We start from the raw sequence: 19,045 nt of genomic DNA, 5'->3' as shown, positions 1-19,045 counted from the left end.
ATCAGTGGGCCGCCTGGGGCAGGTACTGCACGGTCTGGACCAGATTCCGCACGGTCTGTGCGGGAACCTCGCCGACTGCGGTCAGCCAGTAAGAAGCCAGCCGGACGCGGTAAATGCTGATCGCGCCCTGGCGCAGGCCGCCCTGTCTGATGTTTTGATCGCGTTTCGGGTCAAAGGTTTCAATGAACACCGAAATTGCCGCCAATCCGTCGGACAGCACCAGGTGTTGCACGGTGCGGCCGGGCCCCATCTGGCGCGTCACCTCGGCAATCGGGCTGAACCCGGCGGGTGGCGTGAAGCGCCAGCCCTGCGCCGTCAGATCGACCGGCTGGTTGGATTCGGTCCGCAATTTCCAGTCGCGCGTATCCCAGCGCGAGGCCAGCGCTCCGGGCGGAATGTCCGCGCCGAACGAGACGCGGCTGAAGGCCACCTGATCCACCAGACGTCCATCGGCATCCAGCGTCTGAGCCTTGAGCAGCAGGTGATTCTTCAGGTCGGTGCAGATCCGGTAGCTGTAGCGCAGGGCGTCACGCGCGCGCAATTCGGACACGGCGCACTCGCGCCCGGCGACACGATAGGTACGGTCCAGGGACTTCCAGTCGTAGTTCCGGACAATGGATGCGTCCTCGCCGAGCAGCAACGCCGGAAAATGATCGCTGTGCGCGGGCCGCATGACGATGAGCCGATGTTCCGGCAACAGGCACTGCTCCATGCCGTTCTCACGCAGGCATTCCTGAGGCGCGCCGTCGAGGACTTCCTGGCGTTCTCTTTCGCCCGTGCCATCGACCCGGTGCACCAGATTCGTGGCTTGCAGCATGCGGCCCTGCTGATACACCGTGATACCGGCGTAATCCAGCGTGCGCGCGGCCGCCTGGACCTGACGCAGGAAGGCCAGCGGATCGGTTTCGGCCGCGCAGGCGGCGGTGTACGAAAGCATCAGGCCCAGGCACAGTCCCGCCGCCCGCCGCCCGGTCCGTTCCCAGACAGGCATCAAGGCGTCCCCATCCCATCGTAGGAGACCTGGCGCACGGCGCCGGCGCCAGCCATCGACTGATGCGCCGCCATGTAGTCGGCCAGCTCGGGATCGGCAGGCGCGGGATCGTCCGCCTGCGCCATGACCGGCGCGGCGGTCGGTGCCGCTGCGGGCGCGAACAGATAGGGACGGGCCATCCAGACCACGGACACCACGGCGGCGGCTACCGCCAGCCCCGACAGGCCGTTGCGCACCAGATGACGTCGGACCAGCGGCGAGGGCGCGACGATCGCGGGCTCGGCCTCGATCGCGGCCGACACGCGCACATAGAACCGGTCGGAGGGACGGATCGCCAGGTCCGGGCTGCGCATGACGTCACCGATCAGGTGATAGGTATCCCAGATCTGACGCCCATAGGGGGTGTCGAGCTCTTCGGCGCGGATATCGGCCTCGCCATCCACCCAGGAAGACACCGAGGCCTCCCAGGCATGTTCTGTCGCGGCTGAATCGGGTTTGGCATTCATGACGACTCCTTACCAGCGATGTTCCGAATCGCGGTCCATGACGGGCCGCAGGCGCGCGGCGATGGCCTCGCGGGCACGGTAGATGCGAGATCGGACGGTCCCGATAGGACACTGCATGGTACTGGCGATCTCTTCATAACTCATCCCTTCGATTTCCCGCAATACGATGGCGTGGCGCAGGTCGTCCGGCAGTTCATTGATGGCCTCATTCACAGCCTGGGCAACCTGCCGGCTGGCCATGAGCGATTCCGGGGTGCTGTGGTCGGTTAGGCCATCGATTTGATCAAAAGTTTCACCGTCCTCGTTTTCCAGGGGCGTCACGGTGGCGGGCCGGCGGAAACTGGCCGCCTGCCAGTTGCGGGCGGTGTTCAGGGCAATGCGATAGAGCCAGGTGTAGAAGGCGCTTTCGCCCCGGAACTGGGGCAACGCCCGATAGGCCTTGATGAAGGCTTCCTGGGCGACATCCTCGATTTCGGCCGGATCATGGATCATGCGCGACAGCAGCCGCATGATCTTGCGCTGATATTTGATCACCAGCAGGTCGAATGCGTGGCGCTCACCGCGCCTGACGCGTTCGACCAGCGCGAGATCGACCTCGCGCTCGGTCATGCGGCCCCCTCGGGGCGGCCCGGCGTGCTCATGCCGCCCCCCGGGCGCCCGGCGGGATGGGCCTCATGCCTGGTCGCGGGGTCAGAGACGTCCCACCAGCATCGAACCATTGGTGCCGCCGAACCCGAAGGAATTGGACAGCGCCACGTCGATTTTCAGGTCGCGGGCCTGATTGGCACAATAATCCAGGTCGCATTCGGGATCCTGGTTGAGCAGATTGATGGTCGGCGGCGAGATCTGATGATGCACCGCCAGCGTCGTAAAAATCGCCTCGATGCCGCCTGCCGCGCCCAGCAGATGGCCCGTCATGGACTTGGTGGAATTCACCACCAGCTTGTATGCATGGTCGCCAAAGGCGAGTTTGAGCGCCGCGGTCTCGTTCTTGTCCCCCAGGGGCGTGGATGTGCCATGGGCGTTGACATAGCTGACCTGATCGGCATTCACGCCGCTGTTGCGCAGCGCATGCAGAATCCCCCGGCGCGGGCCGTCCTGATCCGGGCTGGTGATGTGGTGCGCATCGGAACTCATGCCGAACCCCAGGAACTCGCCGTAGATGCGGGCGCCCCGACGACGGGCATGCTCGTATTCCTCCAGGACCAGCACGCCGGCGCCTTCGCCCAGGACAAAGCCGTCCCGGTCGATATCCCAGGGACGCGAGGCCGTCTCGGGGTCGTCATTGCGGGTCGATAAGGCGCGCATGGCGGCAAACCCGCCCATGCCCAGCGGCGACACGGAGCTTTCGGCGCCGCCGGCCACCATGATGTCGGCATCGCCGTATTCGATCAGACGCGCCGCATCGCCGATGCAGTGCAGGCCGGTCGTGCAGGCCGAGACCACCGCGTAGCTGGGGCCTTTGAGCCCCAGCATGATGGACAGCTGGCCCGAGATCAGATTGATCAGCGAGGCCGGCACGAAGAAAGGCGAAATGCGCCGGGCGCCACGCTGCAGGTATTCGTTCTGGGTCTCCTCGATGCGCTGCAGACCGCCGATGCCCGAGCCGACGATGGTGCCGATCCGGTCGGCGTCCTCGGCGGCCAGGTCCAGCCCGGAATCACGCCAGGCCTGGATGCCGGCTGCCACGCCATAATGGATGAAGGAGTCCATCTGCTTGGCTTCCTTGGCGCCGATGTAGTCGGTCACATCGAAGCCCTTGACCTCGCCCGCGATCTGGCTGTTGAGCGCCGAAGCATCGAATCGCGTCACGCGGCCGATCCCCGGCCGCCCATTGATGAGATTGTCCCAGGCGGTTTTGATATCGTTGCCCACGGGCGATACGATGCCCAATCCGGTTATCACGACACGTCGTTTCACTGACACGGCTCCTGAGACTGAAACTGGAATAACTAAAACCAAAAAAGAATCGGCGCACGGCGCGGACTGCGCTTGCTCGTCACCCGGAAAAAGGGGCCTGTCATCCCGGAGCATGCCCCGGATGAAAAAGGCGGTCCGCAACGGGCCAGAGGCGGCGGGCTGTTTCAGCCCGCCAATGGCGCCCGCCGCGAACCGCCCCGGCAGCCTGTCCGGCTCGGTGCGACAGGCCGTCGAACCCTGGCGCGGCAAGCCGCAACAGGGAGGTGATGATTACTGCTTGCTGTGTGAGGTGATGTAGTCGACCGCTTGCTGGACCGTCGTGATCTTCTCGGCTTCCTCGTCGGGGATTTCGGTTTCGAATTCGTCCTCGAGGGCCATCACGAGCTCGACCATATCGAGCGAATCGGCACCGAGGTCGTCAAGGAAGGAAGATTCGTTCTTGATCTCGGCCTCGTTGACGCCGAGTTGCTCAGCGACGATCTTCTTGACGCGCTGTTCGATGCTTTCCATGCATATCTCCAGTAAGGAAAAATCCCGCGAATTATAGCCAAATGTCACTAACGGGGCTGCGGGTTTGAGTCAAAAAAACAGTTCCGGTCGTCGGACGGCTTCCGTGGCGAAAGCACCGCCACGCCCGGGACTGCCTGCTGAGATTGAACGGATTTTACCTTAGACAGGCCAGCTCCGTTCCCGATGCCTACATGTACATACCACCATTGACGTGCAGCGTCGTCCCTGTTACGTAACCCGCGCGGGGATCGGCCAGATAGGCAACCGCATGGGCGATTTCCGCGGCCGATCCCAGCCGGCCCAGGGGAATCTGCCCCAGAATGGCGGCAGCCTGGGCCTCGCTCAGCGCACGGGTCATGTCGGTGTCGATGAAACCGGGCGCCACGCAATTGACCGTGATACCCCGACTGCCCAGTTCGATGGCCAGCGCGCGCGACAGACCGGCGACGCCGGCCTTGGCGGCCGCATAGTTCGCCTGACCCGCATTGCCGCCGTAGCCCACCACGGACGTGATGTTGATGATGCGGCCCCAACGGGCCTTCATCATGGTCTTGGCCACGCCGCGCGACAGGCGAAATACCGCCGACAGATTGGTGTTGAGCACAGCCGCCCAGTCCTCATCCTTCATGCGCAGGATGAGCCCGTCGCGGGTGATTCCGGCATTGTTGACCAGGATATGGGGCCCGCCCTGGCCGGCCAGCTCGGCCAGCAGGGCATCGCAGGACGCCGTATCATTGACCTCGAGGACCGCGCCGCGCCCGCCATGCGACGCCAGCGCCTCGGTGATGGCCTGGGCGCCGGTCTCGGACGTCGCCGTCCCCACGACCGTGACGCCCCGGGCCGCCAGCTCCAGCGCGATGGCACGGCCGATGCCGCGCGATGCGCCGGTCACGAGCGCGATCTTGCCCGACAGTTCATGTTCCGTCATGTCAGCCTCCGAGAGCTTCCAGCGTCTGTTGCAGGGACGCCGGATCAGTGATGTTGTACGTGTTGATTTCGCGATCGATCCGCTTGACCAGGCCCGAGAGCACCTTGCCCGGCCCGCATTCGACGATGTGCGTGACGCCGTCCTGTTTCATGGCCTGGATGATTTCCACCCAGCGAACCGGATGCCAGGCCTGGCGCACCAGCGCATCGCGGATGGCGTCCGGCTCGACGGGACGGGCCACATCGACATTATTGATCAGGGGGATGGCCGGCGCATTCAGGGTCACGCCCGCCAGGGTCTTCGCGAGCACGGCAGCCGCCGGCTCCAGCAGGCTCGAATGGAAAGGCGCCGACACCGGCAGGGAGACGGCGCGCTTTGCGCCGGCGGCCCGGGCCTGCTCGCAGGCCCGCTCGACGGCCGCCGTGTGTCCGGCGATCACGACCTGAGACGGCGCATTGTAGTTGACGGCCTCGACGACCCGGCCCTCGGCGACGCGGGCGCACACCTGGCGCACGGTATCGTCATCCAGCCCCAGGATGGCGGCCATGCCGCCCTCGCCCACCGGCACGGCCGATTGCATGGCCTCGGCCCGCACGCGCACGGTGCGTACCGCATCGGCCAGATCCAGCGCACCGGCCGCCACCAGGGCGGAATACTCGCCCAGGCTGTGACCCGCCACCAGCACTGGCGCTGCACCGCCCGCCTGCTGCCAGGCACGGTACATGGCCACGGAGCACAGCAACATAGCGGGCTGGGTGTGGGTCGTCAGGTTGAGGGTTTCGGCGGGCCCCTGGGCGATCAGACCCGAAAGCTGTTCACCCAGAGCCTCGTCACCGGCCCGCAGCGTGGCCTGGACACCGGCGTCATCCGCCCAGGCGTCCATCATGCCGACAGTCTGTGAGCCCTGACCAGGAAATACGAATGCAATCTTCATGATGTTGTCTTCAGATTTTCACGAGGACGGAGCCCCAGGTGAAGCCACCGCCCACTCCCTGCAACAGCACCGTCTGTCCCTCGCGGATACGGCCGTCGCGACAGGCGACGTCCAGCGCCAGCGGCACGCTGGCTGCCGAGGTATTGGCATGACGATCGAGCGTGACGATGAGCTTGTCATCAGGGAGATGGAGCTTGCGACCGATGAAATTCAAAATCCGGATGTTGGCCTGATGCGGCACCATCCAGTCGATCCTGGACACATCGATGCCCGCCTCGTCGCAGACCTCGTGCGCGGAACGCGCCAGGGACTTGACGGCCAGCTTGAATACCGCCTGCCCGTCCATGCGCAGAAAGGGGTCGCCCGTGACCTGCCCGCCCGCGACGTTCCCGGCAGCGCACAGGATGTGCTGCTGGCGCCCGTCGGCGTTCAACCGGGCGGCCAGAATGCCGGGTTCATCAGAGGCACTGAGGACCACGGCGCCGGCGCCGTCGCCGAACAGCACGCAGGTGCGGCGGTCGTTCCAGTCGAGGATGCCCGAAAAGACCTCGGCGCCGATGATCAGGGCATGGCGCGCGCGCCCGGCCCGCACGAAGGCGTCCGCAGTCGCCAGCGCGTAGACGAAGCCGCTGCAGACGGCCTGGACGTCAAAGGCGGCCCCGCCGCCTGCGCCCAGGTTGGCCTGCACCAGGCAGGCGGTGCTGGGAAAGATGAAATCGGGCGTGGAGGTAGCCACGATGATCAGATCGATCTGCTCGGCCGTCACGCCGGCGTCCTCCAGCGCCAGACGCGCGGCGGCCGTCGCCAGCGTGCTGGTCTTGGTGCCGGGATCGGCGAGATGACGCTGGCGGATTCCGGTACGTTCCGTGATCCACGCATCGGAGGTTTCGATGCCGCGGGTGGCCAGATCGGCGGCCAGATCATCGTTGCTGACAACGCGGGGGGGCAGATAGCCGCCCGTTCCTGTGATCCTGGCGTAAGGCATATCGATTCCGGAAAAAAGAAGGACTAGGCCGACGGCCGGTTGCGCAGCGCGTCAAGCCGCTGGATGGTCCCCTCGAGGAGACTGTTGAGCACGGCTTCACGGGCCCGCTGCAATGCCTGGCCATAGGCGTAGGCGTCGGCGGAGCCATGGCTTTTGATCACGATGCCGCGCAAGCCCAGCAAGGCCGCCCCATTGTAGCGGCGATTGTCCACCCGATCGCGGAAACGATGCAGGACGGGCGTGGCCACCAGGCCAGCCGCCATGGTGAGGGCGTTGCGGCGGAATTCCTCGCGCATCATGGCGCTGATCATGCGCGCCAGACCTTCGATGGATTTCAGGACCACGTTGCCGACAAAGCCGTCACAGACGACCACGTCCACCGTGCCCTTGAAGATATCGTCGCCCTCGACATTGCCATAGAAGTTCAGGCCGCTGTCGCGCAGCAGATCGGCCGCCTGCTTGACGACCTCGTTGCCCTTGATGACCTCTTCGCCGATGTTCAACAGGCCGACGGACGGCTGGACGCGGTGATCCAGAGCGGACACCAGCGCGGCGCCCATGAGGCCAAACTGCAACAGATGCTCGGCCGTACAGTCCACATTGGCGCCCAGGTCCAGCACCGTGGTGGCGCCGCCCTTCTGATTGGGCAGCGCCGTGGCGATGGCCGGACGGTCGATGCCGTCCAGGGTCTTGAGCACGTAGCGCGAGATCGCCATCCAGGCGCCGGTATTGCCAGCCGACACGGCGGCATCGGCGCGGCCGTCCTTCACGGCCTGGGCGGCCACCCGCATCGAGGAGTCTTTCTTGCGACGCAGTGCGACCTCGACCGAGTCGTGCATGGTGACGACCTCGGAGGCATGCAGGATCTCGAACTGACCGGCGGAAGCCGCGTTCTGCTGCAGGGCCTGACGGATCATCGCCTCGTCGCCAACCAGCAGGCACCGGGTGTCCGGATGCGCCTGGGCGAACGCCATCGCCGCCGGTACGGTGACCGGCAGGCCATGGTCACCGCCCATACAGTCGATGGCGATGGTCGGATTGGAATGGGACATCGGCGCGTGGAGAAACCGAAGCGCGGATGACTTATTCGTCGTTCTTTGTCTTCAGGACCTTGCGGCCACGATACGTGCCGTTCGGGCTGATGTGGTGACGCAGGTGCAATTCACCCGTGGCAGGCTCGATGGCCGTGGCGGGCGCCGTGAGGAAATCGTGCGAACGATGCATGCCGCGCTTGGACGGACTCTTTTTGTTTTGCTGGACAGCCATGATGACTCCTGTAATCGGGGCCGCTCATTTTAAGGTAAGCGCGAGCCCGTGTGTTGAATGAAAATTCAATCTTTTCCGAACCGTTCCAGCACTGCGAACGGCGAAGGCCGCCGGGGCGATTCCGGTTCATCCCCGCCCCCCGGACAGACGTCGTGACGGGGCGCATAGGGCAGCACCAGGATCAACTCGTCCTCGACCAGGCCCTCGACATCGAAACGCTGCTCGGCAACGAGGTGTTCGATCTCGGGCCCTTGGCCTTCGGCTTCGAGCGCATCCAGCGCATCCAGTTGCGCCTGGGTTTCGACCAGGCCCAACGTGCTGGACACTCGCAGCGGCAGGCTGAAGGGTTCCAGGCAGCGCTGGCAGATGACCCGCACCGGCCCCTGGGCATCGACATCCAGCCAGGCACGCCCGGTCGGTGCATCCGCCCGACCCTGCACGCGCCAGCGGATTTCGCCGTCCTGAGACTCGGGCAGAGCCTCGCACAGGCGCGCGAAGTGATCCGTCCGCGCCACGCCATCCAGGGCCTGCCCAGCGCGCGCGAACCCGATCGCATCGATGACCATGAAATTTGTTGCTCGGAAAAACCTTGGATGATACTTGATTTGAAGGTTCAAGGTCAATGTGCACTCCCTTGCATGGCGCAACGAAGGCAGGGCCGGCCTGTGCGCAATCGGCAGATCCGGCTGGATACTGCGGGTGGCCTCGACGAAGTACTGCGGGTAGCCTCGACGAAGGGCGGACAGCGGAACACGGACAGCCCGCACGGTACACTGGCGGACGCTCACCAGGATTTCTCCCATGCCGCTCATACTGGCCTCCAGCTCACCCTACCGCCGTGCTCTGCTGCAACGGCTGAAACTGCCCTTTTCCGTCCAATCTCCGGACATCGACGAAAGTCCGCGCCCGGGCGAATCGCCGCTCGACCTGTCCCTGCGCCTGGCGCAGGAAAAAGCCGCCGTGATCGCCGCGCGCCATCCAGGCGCTCTGGTGATCGGCTCCGATCAGGTCGCCGTGTTCCAGGGCCGACCCGTCGGCAAGCCGGGGACCTTCGAGGCCGCCCATGCGCAGTTGCGCCAATTCGGCGGCCACGATGTCCTGTTCCACACGGCCCTGTGCGTGACCGACGGGCATCGGCATCTGCTGGAGCAGGTATCGACGGAATGCCGATTCCTGGTCCTGGACGATGCCCGGATCGAACACTACCTGCGGGTCGAGCAGCCGTTCGACACCGCGGGCAGCGCCAAGGCTGAACAGCTGGGCATCGCCCTGATGGAACGGATGCGCAGCGATGACCCCAGCGCGCTGATCGGCTTGCCCCTGATCGCCCTGTGCCGCATGCTGCGGATCTTCGGCCTGGAGCCGCTGGCCACCCACCCCGAGATCGAACCATGACCACCCTGCATCTGATCCCTGTCGGCCTGGGCCAATCGGATCCGGCCCGCTGGCTGCCCCTGGCCGCCAGCGAACTGACGGCCACGCTGCGTTATTTCATCGCCGAGAACGCAAAATCGGCACGCGCTTTCCTGAAACTGATCGAAACCGCCGTGCCGCTCCAGGAGATCACCATCCACACCCTGAAAGCGGACACGCAGGCAGGCGAAATCCGCGCCTGGCTGGCAGCCGTGCCCTCCGGCCAGGATATCGGTCTGGTCTCCGAGGCTGGCTGCCCGGCCGTCGCGGACCCCGGCGCCCTGGTCGTGGCGCAGGCGCACGCGGCCCATCTCCGGGTCATCCCCTGGACGGGCCCCTCGTCCATCATGCTGGGCCTGATGGCCAGCGGCCTGCAAGGCCAGCGCTTTGCCTTCCATGGCTACGCGCCGGTCAAGGCACACGAACGCGACGCCCAGCTGCGCGCCTGGGAATCCCTCTCGCACAAGCAGCAGCAGACCCAGATCCTGATCGAAACCCCATACCGCAACGTGGCATTGTTCGAGGCCCTGCTGCGCACCCTGCGCGACACGACCCGGCTGTGCATCGCCAGCGCATTGACCTGCGACGACGAGACCATTGCCACACGCACCATCGCCCAATGGCGCAAGGCCGGCCCTCCGGATTTCGACCGCAAACCCACGCTGTTCCTCTACCTGGCCAGCTGATCTCCCCGCCCCCATGCACGATTCAGGCGCCGCATGCGCAGACCCGGCGCCTCATGCATGGCTCAGCCCCCTCAGGCGCAGACCTGGCTCGTCACGCCCGGCCTAGGATCGGCGCCAGTTCCGCCACCACCCCGGCAGGCGTATCGCCAGCAGCAAGGCCAGGACCAGGGCATACAGGCGCGGCTCCTGAAAATCGTTCTTGCCCGCCCGCATCCAGTCGAAATGCAGCGCCGACAGAATGGCCGCCGGATAGACCAGCCGGTGCAGGCGCTTCCAGTCACGACCCAGACGCCGCATCCAGCCCTGGGTGGAAGTGATGGCAAGCGGCGCCAGACACAGCACGGCCAGCGCGCCGATCCCGATGAAATCGCGTCGCCAGAGATCCGTCCACATTGAGGCGAGCACGGCGCCCCGGTCCCAGACCGCCCAGGCCAGCACATGCAGCACGGTATAAAAAAAGGCGTACAGACCCAGCTTGCGCCGATGACGCAACAGGCGGCCCCAGCCCAGCCAGCGCGCCGGGGTCACCGCCAGCGTGACCCACAGCAGCACCAGCGCCCAGAGACCGGAAGAACGGATGAGGAATTCCTGCGGATTGGCGCTCAACGTCCCGATCGCGCCCAGGACGATCCAGCGCAGGAAAGGGAACAGGCCAAAGGCATGCACGCAAGCGCCCAGCAACCACTCGCCTCCCGACGCCATGACGCGCCCGCTGTCTTTGCGAGCCTTCATCAGAAATTGCGCGCCAGATCCATGCCCTTGTACAACCCGGCCACGGCCTCGGCATAGCCATTGAAAGGATGGGTCGGCAGACGAGACGAGAAAAAGCCCGCCCCGATGCGCCGCTCGGTTTCCTGGCTCCAGCGGGGATGCGGCACGGCGGGGTTCACATTGGCGTAGAACCCGTATTCCGAGGGAGCGGCGCGCATCCAGCTGGTCACCGGCGGCTCCGACTGCAGCCGGATGCCGACCAGGGACTTGGCTGACTTGAAACCGTATTTCCAGGGGATGACCACGCGCAGAGGCGCGCCATTCTGCGGCGGCAGGGTGCGACCATAGACTCCGAAGGTCAGCAGCGTCAGCGGATGCATGGCCTCGTCCATGCGCAGGCCCTCGACATAGGGCCAGTCCAGGATGCGATCGGCCACGCCAGGCATGATGTCGAGCTGCACGGCCGTGGTGAACACGACATAGCGGGCCTCCTCGGTCGGTTCGACCTGGCGCAGCAGACTGGACAGCGAATACCCGGTCCAGGGCACCACCATTGACCAGGCCTCGACACAGCGCAGCCGGTAGACACGTTCCTCCAAGGGCGCCAGGCGGCGCAGCGCGTCCACATCCAGCGTCAGGGGCTTGCGCACGGCGCCGTCGATCCGCACGGTCCAGGGTGTCAGCCGCATCCGCCCTGCATATTCAGCCGGGTCGCTCTTGCCGGTACCGAACTCGTAAAAATTATTGTAGGTGGTGATTTCCTGCCAGGTATTGAGCGGTTCGTCGACCGACCAGCGGGGGCCGCGCGGGGCTGGCAGAGGAGGCCATTCAGGCGCATTTTCAGCCCGGGCCAGACCCGCCGTACTCAGCGCCAGCGTCCCCCATGCCGCCTGCTGCAACCAGCAACGTCGCGCCTGCCAGACGGACTCGGGCGTGATTTCGGAGGGTTGGATACCGATATCCCAGGGTGCGCGCATGGTGATCCGTCTGCAGAAAGGCTGATAAGAATTCGGTGCTTGAATCGCCATCGGAAGAAAACCGCGCTCCCGGGGAATCGTCCGTCCGAACGCATAGTTGAAGTATATAAAGAGTGCGGCGCGGAAAAGTTAAAAGAATCGTGATCCCTGGTTAAAAGAAATGTGACCGCCCTCCCGGAACGCTCAGATCGTCCGCGCCCGGATCCATGCCTGCATATCCGGCACCGTCGCCACCAGCGCCGTCGGCTGCGCGGATTCCAACAGGGACGGCGCATGCGCGCCGTAGGACACGGCCAGGCTGTCCACTCCTGCCGCATGCGCCATCAGGACGTCATGGGTCGTGTCGCCCACCATCAGCACCGACCCGGGTCCCAGATCCAGCTCGGCCAGCAATTGCAGCAGCATGTCGGGATCCGGCTTGCCGCGTGCCTCGTCCGCCGTGCGCGTGGCGCGAAACAGGTCGCGCAGGCCCAGCCGCTCGATCGAATCGTTCAGCCCTCGCCGGCTTTTGCCCGTGGCCACGCCCAGCACCACTCCGCCGGCATGCAGGTCGTGCAACAGCTGCGCCTGCCCCTCGAACAGGTGCATTTCATGTTGCAGCGCCATGAAATGCGTCCGGTAGCGGTCAATGAACGCATCCACGCGATCCTCGTCCAGGTCCGGGACCAGCCGGTACAGCGCCGCCTGCAACGACAGCCCGATGACCCAGCCCGCCTCTTCACGGGTCGGTACACGCAGGCCCAGATCCCGGCTAGCGCCCAGCAACGCCCCGACGATGTGATGCGTGGAATCCAGCAATGTGCCGTCCCAATCGAAAATCACGGCGGCGTACCGCTTTTTCGGCGACGTCTGTTCGTCCCGCCGTGTCGGCGCGTTCAATGAATTCTGTGCTCCCGGCGATCCGGGTTCATCCGGCTGCCCGGCGGACATCATGGGCGCGCCCGTTCCAGGCGGTCCAGCAGTGTCTTGCAGGCCGGGGGCAGCGCAGACTCGAAAACCAGGGGCTCGCCCGAGACCGGATGCGGGATTTCGAGCCGCTGCGCATGCAGAAACATGCGCCGGAAGCCCTGGGCGGCCAGCGCCGCCCGGATGGCGTCCGGACCGTATTTCTCGTCCCCGGCGATCGGATGCCCCTGGGCGGCCAGATGCACCCGGATCTGATGGGTCCGCCCCGTGCGCAGCTCCGCCCCGACCAGGGAATAGTGTCCGGCATAGCGGCGCTGCAGCGTGATGATGGTGTGCGCGGGCTTGCCCAGCGCATCGACACGCACCCGGCGCTCGCCGTCCGGCGTCAGGTATTTGAGCAACGGCAGGCGAACATGCTGGCGGTCGTTGACCCAGTCGCCCACGACCAGCGCAAAATAATGCTTGCGGCCCTGGCTCTCGCGCATCATGTCGTGCAGGGCCACCAGGGCCTTGCGGCTGCGCGCCACCATCAGCACGCCGGACGTCTCCCGATCCAGCCGATGCGCCAGTTCCAGCAGGCGCTCGCCAGGCCGCGCGGCGCGCAATTGTTCGATCACCCCGAAGGACACGCCGCTGCCGCCATGCACGGCCACCCCGGCGGGCTTGTCGATCACCAGCAGATGGGCGTCCTCGTACAGCACGGGGAAGGCGGCCGGCGGCACCGGCCGCGCCGCGCCGGGCGCGGGCAGTCGCAGCGGCGGAACACGTACGGTATCGCCGGAGGCCAGACGGGTTTCCGCCCGGCAGCGGCCCTTGTTGACCCGGACCTGACCATCACGGATGGCCTTGTAGACGTGGCTTTTGGGCACGCCCTTGCAAAGCCTCAGCAGGAAATTGTCCAGCCGCTGTCCCTCGTGTTCGACCCCCACGACCACCTGACGGACAGCGGGCGGCGGAACCGGAGAATCAACTATTTTGCGCATAGGGAAAAGCGGCATATAATCGCAGTAGCCCATAGAGGCTGGAAATCGCCTGATGTAGAGACGCAATGGATGCATCTCCGTCGGGCAGCAGGGACCCCATTGTACTGCCTGACTTCCAGCCTCCAGGTCCTTGGTCGCCGGCTCAGTCCCGGTTCCCGCCCCTCCGTGCTACCGCGAGCGGCGGAATCGATGCCAGGCCGCGTGCGACGCCGCAGATTCTGCTCGCTCTTCCGCACCGGATGCCGCCCCCGGCAGGCATCCGCAGTTCCCAGCAATCTTTTCGTCAACCACCCATCGTGTTCTTGACCGCCCTGCTGACAGAACCCCGCGCCTCCCGGCGCACCGTGCCCTCTCCCCAGGAGACCGGCGCGGTCTGACCTCGTCAGCGCACCGATCCCCTCGCAGACTGCCGCATCGCACACCGAGTGACCCGTGGCCGTGCGCCGAATCCGGCGCACCCTGACTACGGAGAAACCCACTCATGAAACGCATGCTGTTCAACGCGACGCACCAAGAAGAACTACGCGTCGCGATTGTCGATGGCCAGAAACTCATCGATCTGGATATCGAGACCGCCGGGCGCGAACAGCGCAAGGGCAACATCTACAAAGGCGTCATCACGCGCATCGAACCGGGCCTCGAAGCCTGCTTCGTCAATTACGGGGAAGACCGCCACGGCTTCCTGCCCTTCAAGGAAGTCGCCCGCAGCTACTTCAAGGAAGGCGTGGACGTGCGCAGCGCCCGCATCCAGGACGCCCTGTCCGAAGGCCAGGAACTCATCATCCAGGTCGAAAAGGAAGAACGCGGCAACAAGGGCGCAGCCCTGACCACCTTCATCTCCCTGGCCGGCCGCTATCTGGTGCTGATGCCCAACAACCCGCGCGGCGGCGGCGTATCGCGCCGCGTCGAGGGCGAGGATCGCCAGGAACTGCGCGAGACCATGGACCAGCTGGAAATCCCGTCCGGCATGAGCATGATCGCCCGCACGGCCGGCATCGGCCGCGGCGTCGAGGAACTGCAATGGGACCTGAACTACCTGCTGCAACTCTGGACCGCCATCGACGCGGCCGCCCGCGAAAACAAGGCGCCGATCCTGATCTATCTGGAATCCAGCCTGGTCATCCGCGCCATCCGCGACTATTTCTCGCCGGAAATCGGTGAAATCCTGATCGACACGGACGACATCCACGATCAGGCGACCGCGTTCATGAGCGTGGTCATGCCCGACAATGTCGGTCGCGTCAAACGCTATCGTGACGACGTGCCCCTGTTCTCCCGTTTCCAGATCGAACACCAGATCGAGACCGCCTACTCGCGCACGGTCACGCTGCCTTCGGGCGGCGCAGTGGTGATCGACCACACCGAGGCCCTGGTGGCGGTGGACGTCAACTCCGCGCGCTCGACGCGCGGGGCCGACATCGAGGAAACCGCTCTGCGCACCAACCAGGAGGCTGCCGACGAGGTTGCCCGCCAGCTGCGGCTGCGCGACCTGGGCGGCCTGATCGTGATCGACTTCATCGACATGGAGGACAGCAAGAACCAGCGCGCCGTCGAACAGCGCCTGCGTGACGCCCTGCATTTCGACCGCGCCCGCGTTCAGATGGGCAAGATCTCCCGCTTCGGCCTGATGGAGCTGTCCCGCCAGCGCCTGCGTCCGGCCCTGAACGAAGGCTCGCACGTCACCTGCCCGCGCTGTACCGGCACCGGCGTGATCCGCGACGCGGAATCCAGCGCCCTGCACGTGCTGCGCCTGCTCCAGGAAGAAGCCATGAAGGAAGGCACCGCCGCCCTGCACGCGCAGGTGCCGGTCGATGTGGCGACCTTCCTGCTCAACGAAAAGCGCCGCGACATCGGCCAGATCGAGTCCCGCCTGAAGGTCAATCTGGTCCTGATCCCGAACAAATCCCTGGAAACCCCGCACCACCACATCGAGCGCCTGCGCCACGACGATCCGCGCCTGGACGAGAACAAGACCAGCTTCGAGCTGGTGCAGGAACCCGAGGACAAACTCGTCTGGCAGCCCAATAAGGACCAGGAAGCCAACAAGGCCCGGCCCGAGGCCCTGGTCAAGGGGATCCAGCCCGCCCAGCCGGCGCCGGCCCATGTGGAACGCGCGCCCCGCGCCACCGGGACTCCCGCGGCAGCGGCGGCCGCACCGCAAGGCGGCCTGATCAAACGCCTGCTCGGCTGGTTCACGGGTTCCGCGAGCAGCGCTCCCGTCGCCGCCGAACCGGCCACACCCGCTCCCTCTCGCGAATCCAGCGATGGCCGCCGGCGTGGAGCGAACGGCCGCAACGGCAACCGCCGGGGCGAGCGCCGCGCCGACTCGCCCCGCAGCGAACGCAACCGTAGCGAACGGGGTGAACGGGGCGAGCGCCAGGAACGCACCGAGCGCGCCGCCCGATCGGACGGCCGGACCGCTTCGCGTCGCGAGCGGCCAGCCGACGCCTCGGCGCCGATCCAGCTGGATCCCACCCGCGCCACCGAAGCCCAGGGCGCCACGACCGAGCCGCGCCGCGGGCGCAACCGCCGTGGCCGTAGCCGCAACCGCCAGGAAGAATCCACTGTCCAGGCCGACGAAGCCATCGCCCTCCAGACCGCTGGAGCGGCCGCCGCGCAGGCGGACGAAATGACCGCGTCCCAAGCGCGGACCGAGGCGAATGCCAGTCACCTGACTGAGGCGCCGCAAGATCTGTCCATGGCCGAACCGCAGACCGATGACACCTCTGTCGCCGGGCCCGCAGTGGACACCGAGACCGACGGCACCCTGGACAGCCCGGATCCGGAACGCAAGCGTCGCCGTCGTCGTGGCCGCCGCGGCCGCCGCAGTGGCGAGGGCGCCGATGCGCCGTCCACAGAAACCGCCTCGGCGGACGAGGATGACCATGCCTCGCCCATCGAAACGCATGAAACACCGCGTTTCGATCCCGAAGCACTGGCGGCCGAAACCACCGCCGAACCGATGACCGATGCGTCCCCGGTCGAACGGCCCGCGCAAGCCGGCCCCGCCGATACGCCGACCTCATCGGGGCCGGCTCAGGCTGAAGTCGCGCCCGAAGAAACGCCTGCCGCGGAAGCCCCGGTGATCGAGCCCTCCTCATCGGTCGAGTCCGTGCCGGCCCCTGAGCCCCGCCCCTCGGCCGAGCCCCGGGCGACCACCGGGACCCCCCCGGCCACCGAAGCCATCACGGCATTCGAGGCCAAAACGGAAGAGACCCTCGAAACGGAAGAGATCCTCGAAACGGACGAGATCATCGAGACCAAAGAGGCCGCCGTCGTGATCCAGGACGAGGGCCGGAAGGCGCCAGTTGCCTCCCGGACGCCAGACGCATCCCGCCCGATCGCCCTGCCCTCGCTCGACGATTCCCTGCAGGCTGCCGGCATGCAGATGATCGAAACCCGGTCCAGCACACCCTATGTGCCGCCCGAACCGCCCAAACCTCTGGGACGCGCGCGCAAGCCGGTCGCGCAGACGCAAAGCGAACCGCTGCAACAGGTCGAAACCTCGAACTGACGCACCACTAAAAAAACCCGAAACCAGGATGGTTTCGGGTTTTTTTATGGGAGGCCGCCCGAAAGAAGGCGCGACCGCAGAGAAAGCCCAGGCGATCGGTCTCAGGCGGCCTTCACGACCTCGATCGGCTGGCGGGTGAACAGGGCCAGCAGGTGCGCCAGTTCGGACTGCATCTCGCGACGATCGACCACACAATCGATGGCACCTTTTTCCAGCAGGAATTCGGCACGCTGAAAGCCTTCCGGCAGTTTTTCGCGCACGGTCTGCTCGATCACGCGCGGACCGGCAAAACCGATCAGGGCATTGGGTTCGGCCATCACCACGTCGCCCATGAAAGCAAAGGAAGCCGACACCCCGCCCATGGTCGGATCGGTCAGCACGCTGATGAAGGGCAGCCCGGCCTCGGACAGCTGTTGCAGCATCGCCGTGGTCTTGGCCATCTGCATCAGCGAGAACAGGGATTCCTGCATGCGCGCGCCGCCCGAGGACGACACGCAGACAAAAGGCATCCGCCGGTCGATGGATTCCCGCACGCCACGGGCGAAACGCTCCCCCACCACCGAACCCATCGAGCCCCCCATGAAGGCGAATTCGAAGCAGGCCAGCACCGTCGGCACCGACAGCACCGTGCCGCTCATGACCACCATCGCCTCGGTCTCGTCGGTCTGCTTGACGGCCTCGGCCAGCCGCTCCGGGTATTTGCGGGAATCCTTGAATTTGAGCGGATCCATGGGGCGGGTCTCGGCGCCGATTTCGACACGGCCTTCGGGATCCAGCAAGGCGTCGATCCGGTCCCGGGCGCCAATGCGCATGTGATGGCTGCACCTGGGGCAGACATTCAGCGTCGCCTGCAGGTCTTCCTTGTACAGAACGGACTCACAGGACGGGCACTTGACCCACAGGCCTTCGGGCACACGCTTGGAGGCGGAGTCGCTGCTGCGATTGATACGCGGGGGGAGGATTTTTTCAAACCAGCTCATGGTCGACCTTTTTGGGTGGATTCGATGGCCTGACGCACCTCGGCCAGCCATTGGGCTGCCGTATCGATGGCGGCCCGAGGGCCGTCGCGCAGGGATGTTTCCTCGATGATCTGTATGAGTTTGCTGCCGATCACCACGGCATCGGCATGCTGCGCCACGCGCGCGGCGCTGTCGACATCGCGGATGCCGAAACCCACGCCCACCGGAATGCTGACATGGCGGCGGATATCGGCCAGATGACGCGCCACATCCTCGGTGTCCAGGTGGCCGGCGCCCGTCACACCCTTGAGCGATACGTAATACACATAGCCCCGGGCCAGACGGGCAACGTCGCGAATGCGGGACTCGACCGAAGTCGGCGCCAGCAGATAGATGGGATCCAGCCCCGCCCGCCCCAGCAGACCGGCGAACTCGATGGATTCTTCCGGGGTGTAGTCCACGGTCAGCACGCCGTCGACGCCTGCCTCGGCCGCCCGCCGCACAAAGGCCTCCTGGCCCATGCATTCGATGGGATTGGCGTAGCCCATCAGGACCACCGGCGTATCGGCATCCTGACGGCGGAACCCGGCCACGATCCCCAGCACCGCGTCAAGACTGACGCCTGCGGCAATGGCGCGCTCGCCGGCCTGCTGGATCACCGGACCGTCGGCCATGGGATCGGAAAACGGCACACCCAGTTCGATCACGTCGGCTCCGGCGGCCGCCAGGGCGTGCATCAGCTCGACGGTGGACGTCACCAGCGGGTCGCCCGCCGTCACATAAGGGATCAGGGCCGCCCGTCCCCGCAAGGATGAAAACCGGGCCGCCAGACGTGTATTCGAAGCATTCATGGTCA

General features: G+C 65.8%; 20 protein-coding genes. 3 read left to right on the top strand and 17 right to left on the bottom strand.

What is annotated here, in order from left to right; translation table 11 throughout:
- Position 1: 1 nt before the first annotated feature.
- The 11 genes from ACK5JE_RS05195 to ACK5JE_RS05145 form a co-directional block, all read right to left on the bottom strand.
- On the bottom strand, positions 2 to 991 hold the full coding sequence (locus ACK5JE_RS05195) for a MucB/RseB C-terminal domain-containing protein (protein WP_416800629.1): 990 nt from the start codon (positions 989 to 991) through the stop codon (positions 2 to 4).
- Positions 991 to 1,497, bottom strand: a complete 507-nt coding sequence (locus ACK5JE_RS05190) for a sigma-E factor negative regulatory protein (RefSeq protein WP_416800628.1) — start codon at positions 1,495 to 1,497, stop codon at positions 991 to 993. The genes ACK5JE_RS05195 and ACK5JE_RS05190 overlap by 1 nt, the downstream gene beginning before the upstream one ends.
- A gap of 9 nt (positions 1,498 to 1,506) precedes the next feature.
- Entirely contained in the window at positions 1,507 to 2,106 is a 600-nt protein-coding gene (gene rpoE, locus ACK5JE_RS05185) for an RNA polymerase sigma factor RpoE (RefSeq protein ID WP_416800627.1), read from the bottom strand.
- Between the two features lie 81 nt (positions 2,107 to 2,187).
- Complete coding sequence (fabF, locus tag ACK5JE_RS05180) at positions 2,188 to 3,417, bottom strand: beta-ketoacyl-ACP synthase II (protein ID WP_416800626.1); 1,230 nt, start codon at positions 3,415 to 3,417, stop codon at positions 2,188 to 2,190.
- Positions 3,418 to 3,687: 270 nt separating this feature from the next.
- The gene (gene acpP, locus ACK5JE_RS05175) at positions 3,688 to 3,927 is read right to left on the bottom strand and encodes an acyl carrier protein (protein ID WP_043680887.1); all 240 of its coding nucleotides are present in this window, start codon (positions 3,925 to 3,927) and stop codon (positions 3,688 to 3,690) included.
- 187 nt (positions 3,928 to 4,114) lie between these two features.
- The gene (gene fabG, locus ACK5JE_RS05170; protein WP_416800625.1) at positions 4,115 to 4,855 is read right to left on the bottom strand and encodes a 3-oxoacyl-ACP reductase FabG; all 741 of its coding nucleotides are present in this window, start codon (positions 4,853 to 4,855) and stop codon (positions 4,115 to 4,117) included.
- A 1-nt stretch (position 4,856) separates the two neighbouring features.
- Positions 4,857 to 5,789 carry an ACP S-malonyltransferase gene (gene fabD / locus ACK5JE_RS05165; protein ID WP_416800624.1) on the bottom strand — a complete coding sequence of 311 codons (933 nt, stop codon included), beginning with the start codon at positions 5,787 to 5,789 and terminating at the stop codon, positions 4,857 to 4,859.
- 10 nt (positions 5,790 to 5,799) lie between these two features.
- Positions 5,800 to 6,774: a beta-ketoacyl-ACP synthase III gene (locus ACK5JE_RS05160; protein WP_416800623.1), complete on the bottom strand. Its 975-nt coding sequence runs from the start codon at positions 6,772 to 6,774 to the stop codon at positions 5,800 to 5,802.
- Positions 6,775 to 6,797: 23 nt separating this feature from the next.
- The gene (gene plsX, locus ACK5JE_RS05155) at positions 6,798 to 7,826 is read right to left on the bottom strand and encodes a phosphate acyltransferase PlsX (protein ID WP_416800622.1); all 1,029 of its coding nucleotides are present in this window, start codon (positions 7,824 to 7,826) and stop codon (positions 6,798 to 6,800) included.
- Positions 7,827 to 7,857: 31 nt separating this feature from the next.
- Entirely contained in the window at positions 7,858 to 8,040 is a 183-nt protein-coding gene (gene rpmF, locus ACK5JE_RS05150) for a 50S ribosomal protein L32 (RefSeq protein ID WP_416800621.1), read from the bottom strand.
- Between the two features lie 65 nt (positions 8,041 to 8,105).
- Positions 8,106 to 8,606 (bottom strand): YceD family protein, encoded by a 501-nt coding sequence (locus ACK5JE_RS05145; protein WP_416800620.1) that lies wholly within the window; start codon positions 8,604 to 8,606, stop codon positions 8,106 to 8,108.
- Between the two features lie 235 nt (positions 8,607 to 8,841).
- Between ACK5JE_RS05145 and ACK5JE_RS05140 the strand changes: the two genes are divergently transcribed.
- Both ACK5JE_RS05140 and ACK5JE_RS05135 read left to right on the top strand, forming a co-directional pair.
- Positions 8,842 to 9,435 (top strand): Maf family nucleotide pyrophosphatase, encoded by a 594-nt coding sequence (locus ACK5JE_RS05140; RefSeq protein ID WP_416800619.1) that lies wholly within the window; start codon positions 8,842 to 8,844, stop codon positions 9,433 to 9,435.
- Entirely contained in the window at positions 9,432 to 10,139 is a 708-nt protein-coding gene (locus tag ACK5JE_RS05135; RefSeq protein ID WP_416800618.1) for an SAM-dependent methyltransferase, read from the top strand. The genes ACK5JE_RS05140 and ACK5JE_RS05135 overlap by 4 nt, the downstream gene beginning before the upstream one ends.
- 102 nt (positions 10,140 to 10,241) lie before the next feature.
- On the opposite strand, the gene ACK5JE_RS05130 is transcribed toward ACK5JE_RS05135, so the two are convergent.
- From ACK5JE_RS05130 to ACK5JE_RS05115, 4 genes are all read right to left on the bottom strand, one after another.
- The gene (locus ACK5JE_RS05130) at positions 10,242 to 10,871 is read right to left on the bottom strand and encodes a sulfite oxidase heme-binding subunit YedZ (protein WP_416800617.1); all 630 of its coding nucleotides are present in this window, start codon (positions 10,869 to 10,871) and stop codon (positions 10,242 to 10,244) included.
- Entirely contained in the window at positions 10,871 to 11,833 is a 963-nt protein-coding gene (msrP, locus tag ACK5JE_RS05125; RefSeq protein WP_416800664.1) for a protein-methionine-sulfoxide reductase catalytic subunit MsrP, read from the bottom strand. The genes ACK5JE_RS05130 and msrP overlap by 1 nt, the downstream gene beginning before the upstream one ends.
- Positions 11,834 to 12,010: 177 nt before the next feature.
- Complete coding sequence (locus ACK5JE_RS05120) at positions 12,011 to 12,649, bottom strand: HAD-IA family hydrolase (RefSeq protein WP_416800616.1); 639 nt, start codon at positions 12,647 to 12,649, stop codon at positions 12,011 to 12,013.
- 107 nt (positions 12,650 to 12,756) lie between these two features.
- Positions 12,757 to 13,716 (bottom strand): RluA family pseudouridine synthase, encoded by a 960-nt coding sequence (locus ACK5JE_RS05115; RefSeq protein WP_416800615.1) that lies wholly within the window; start codon positions 13,714 to 13,716, stop codon positions 12,757 to 12,759.
- A gap of 481 nt (positions 13,717 to 14,197) precedes the next feature.
- Between ACK5JE_RS05115 and ACK5JE_RS05110 the strand changes: the two genes are divergently transcribed.
- Positions 14,198 to 17,230, top strand: a complete 3,033-nt coding sequence (locus ACK5JE_RS05110) for an Rne/Rng family ribonuclease (protein WP_416800614.1) — start codon at positions 14,198 to 14,200, stop codon at positions 17,228 to 17,230.
- 101 nt (positions 17,231 to 17,331) lie between these two features.
- Here the strand turns inward: ACK5JE_RS05110 and accD are convergent, their stop codons facing one another.
- Entirely contained in the window at positions 17,332 to 18,210 is an 879-nt protein-coding gene (gene accD / locus ACK5JE_RS05105) for an acetyl-CoA carboxylase, carboxyltransferase subunit beta (protein WP_416800613.1), read from the bottom strand.
- A complete protein-coding gene (gene trpA / locus ACK5JE_RS05100) occupies positions 18,207 to 19,040 on the bottom strand; it encodes a tryptophan synthase subunit alpha (protein WP_416800612.1) in 834 nt (277 codons plus the stop codon). The genes accD and trpA overlap by 4 nt, the downstream gene beginning before the upstream one ends.
- Between the last annotated feature and the right edge of the window lie 5 nt (positions 19,041 to 19,045).

It is taken from the genome of Castellaniella sp. (assembly GCF_047971665.1).
In the GTDB taxonomy this organism is placed as follows: Bacteria; Pseudomonadota; Gammaproteobacteria; order Burkholderiales; family Burkholderiaceae_B; genus Castellaniella.
The sequence above is the reverse complement of the archived record's forward strand: the minus strand, read 5'-3'. Positions and strand labels throughout refer to the sequence as shown.

Excerpts from the sequence above, each read along its gene's own strand:
- rpmF (WP_416800621.1), bottom strand. The coding sequence starts at position 8,040 with ATGGCTGTCCAGCAAAACAAAAAGAGTCCGTCCAAGCGCGGCATGCAT.
- ACK5JE_RS05190 (WP_416800628.1), bottom strand. The coding sequence starts at position 1,497 with ATGAATGCCAAACCCGATTCAGCCGCGACAGAACATGCCTGGGAGGCC.
- ACK5JE_RS05110 (WP_416800614.1), top strand. The coding sequence starts at position 14,198 with ATGAAACGCATGCTGTTCAACGCGACGCACCAAGAAGAACTACGCGTC.
- ACK5JE_RS05140 (WP_416800619.1), top strand. The coding sequence starts at position 8,842 with ATGCCGCTCATACTGGCCTCCAGCTCACCCTACCGCCGTGCTCTGCTG.
- ACK5JE_RS05195 (WP_416800629.1), bottom strand. The coding sequence starts at position 991 with ATGCCTGTCTGGGAACGGACCGGGCGGCGGGCGGCGGGACTGTGCCTG.
- ACK5JE_RS05135 (WP_416800618.1), top strand. The coding sequence starts at position 9,432 with ATGACCACCCTGCATCTGATCCCTGTCGGCCTGGGCCAATCGGATCCG.
- ACK5JE_RS05115 (WP_416800615.1), bottom strand. The coding sequence starts at position 13,716 with ATGCGCAAAATAGTTGATTCTCCGGTTCCGCCGCCCGCTGTCCGTCAG.
- trpA (WP_416800612.1), bottom strand. The coding sequence starts at position 19,040 with ATGAATGCTTCGAATACACGTCTGGCGGCCCGGTTTTCATCCTTGCGG.
- fabD (WP_416800624.1), bottom strand. The coding sequence starts at position 5,789 with ATGAAGATTGCATTCGTATTTCCTGGTCAGGGCTCACAGACTGTCGGC.
- accD (WP_416800613.1), bottom strand. The coding sequence starts at position 18,210 with ATGAGCTGGTTTGAAAAAATCCTCCCCCCGCGTATCAATCGCAGCAGC.
- ACK5JE_RS05160 (WP_416800623.1), bottom strand. The coding sequence starts at position 6,774 with ATGCCTTACGCCAGGATCACAGGAACGGGCGGCTATCTGCCCCCCCGC.
- fabG (WP_416800625.1), bottom strand. The coding sequence starts at position 4,855 with ATGACGGAACATGAACTGTCGGGCAAGATCGCGCTCGTGACCGGCGCA.
- plsX (WP_416800622.1), bottom strand. The coding sequence starts at position 7,826 with ATGTCCCATTCCAATCCGACCATCGCCATCGACTGTATGGGCGGTGAC.
- ACK5JE_RS05130 (WP_416800617.1), bottom strand. The coding sequence starts at position 10,871 with ATGAAGGCTCGCAAAGACAGCGGGCGCGTCATGGCGTCGGGAGGCGAG.
- acpP (WP_043680887.1), bottom strand. The coding sequence starts at position 3,927 with ATGGAAAGCATCGAACAGCGCGTCAAGAAGATCGTCGCTGAGCAACTC.
- rpoE (WP_416800627.1), bottom strand. The coding sequence starts at position 2,106 with ATGACCGAGCGCGAGGTCGATCTCGCGCTGGTCGAACGCGTCAGGCGC.
- ACK5JE_RS05145 (WP_416800620.1), bottom strand. The coding sequence starts at position 8,606 with ATGGTCATCGATGCGATCGGGTTCGCGCGCGCTGGGCAGGCCCTGGAT.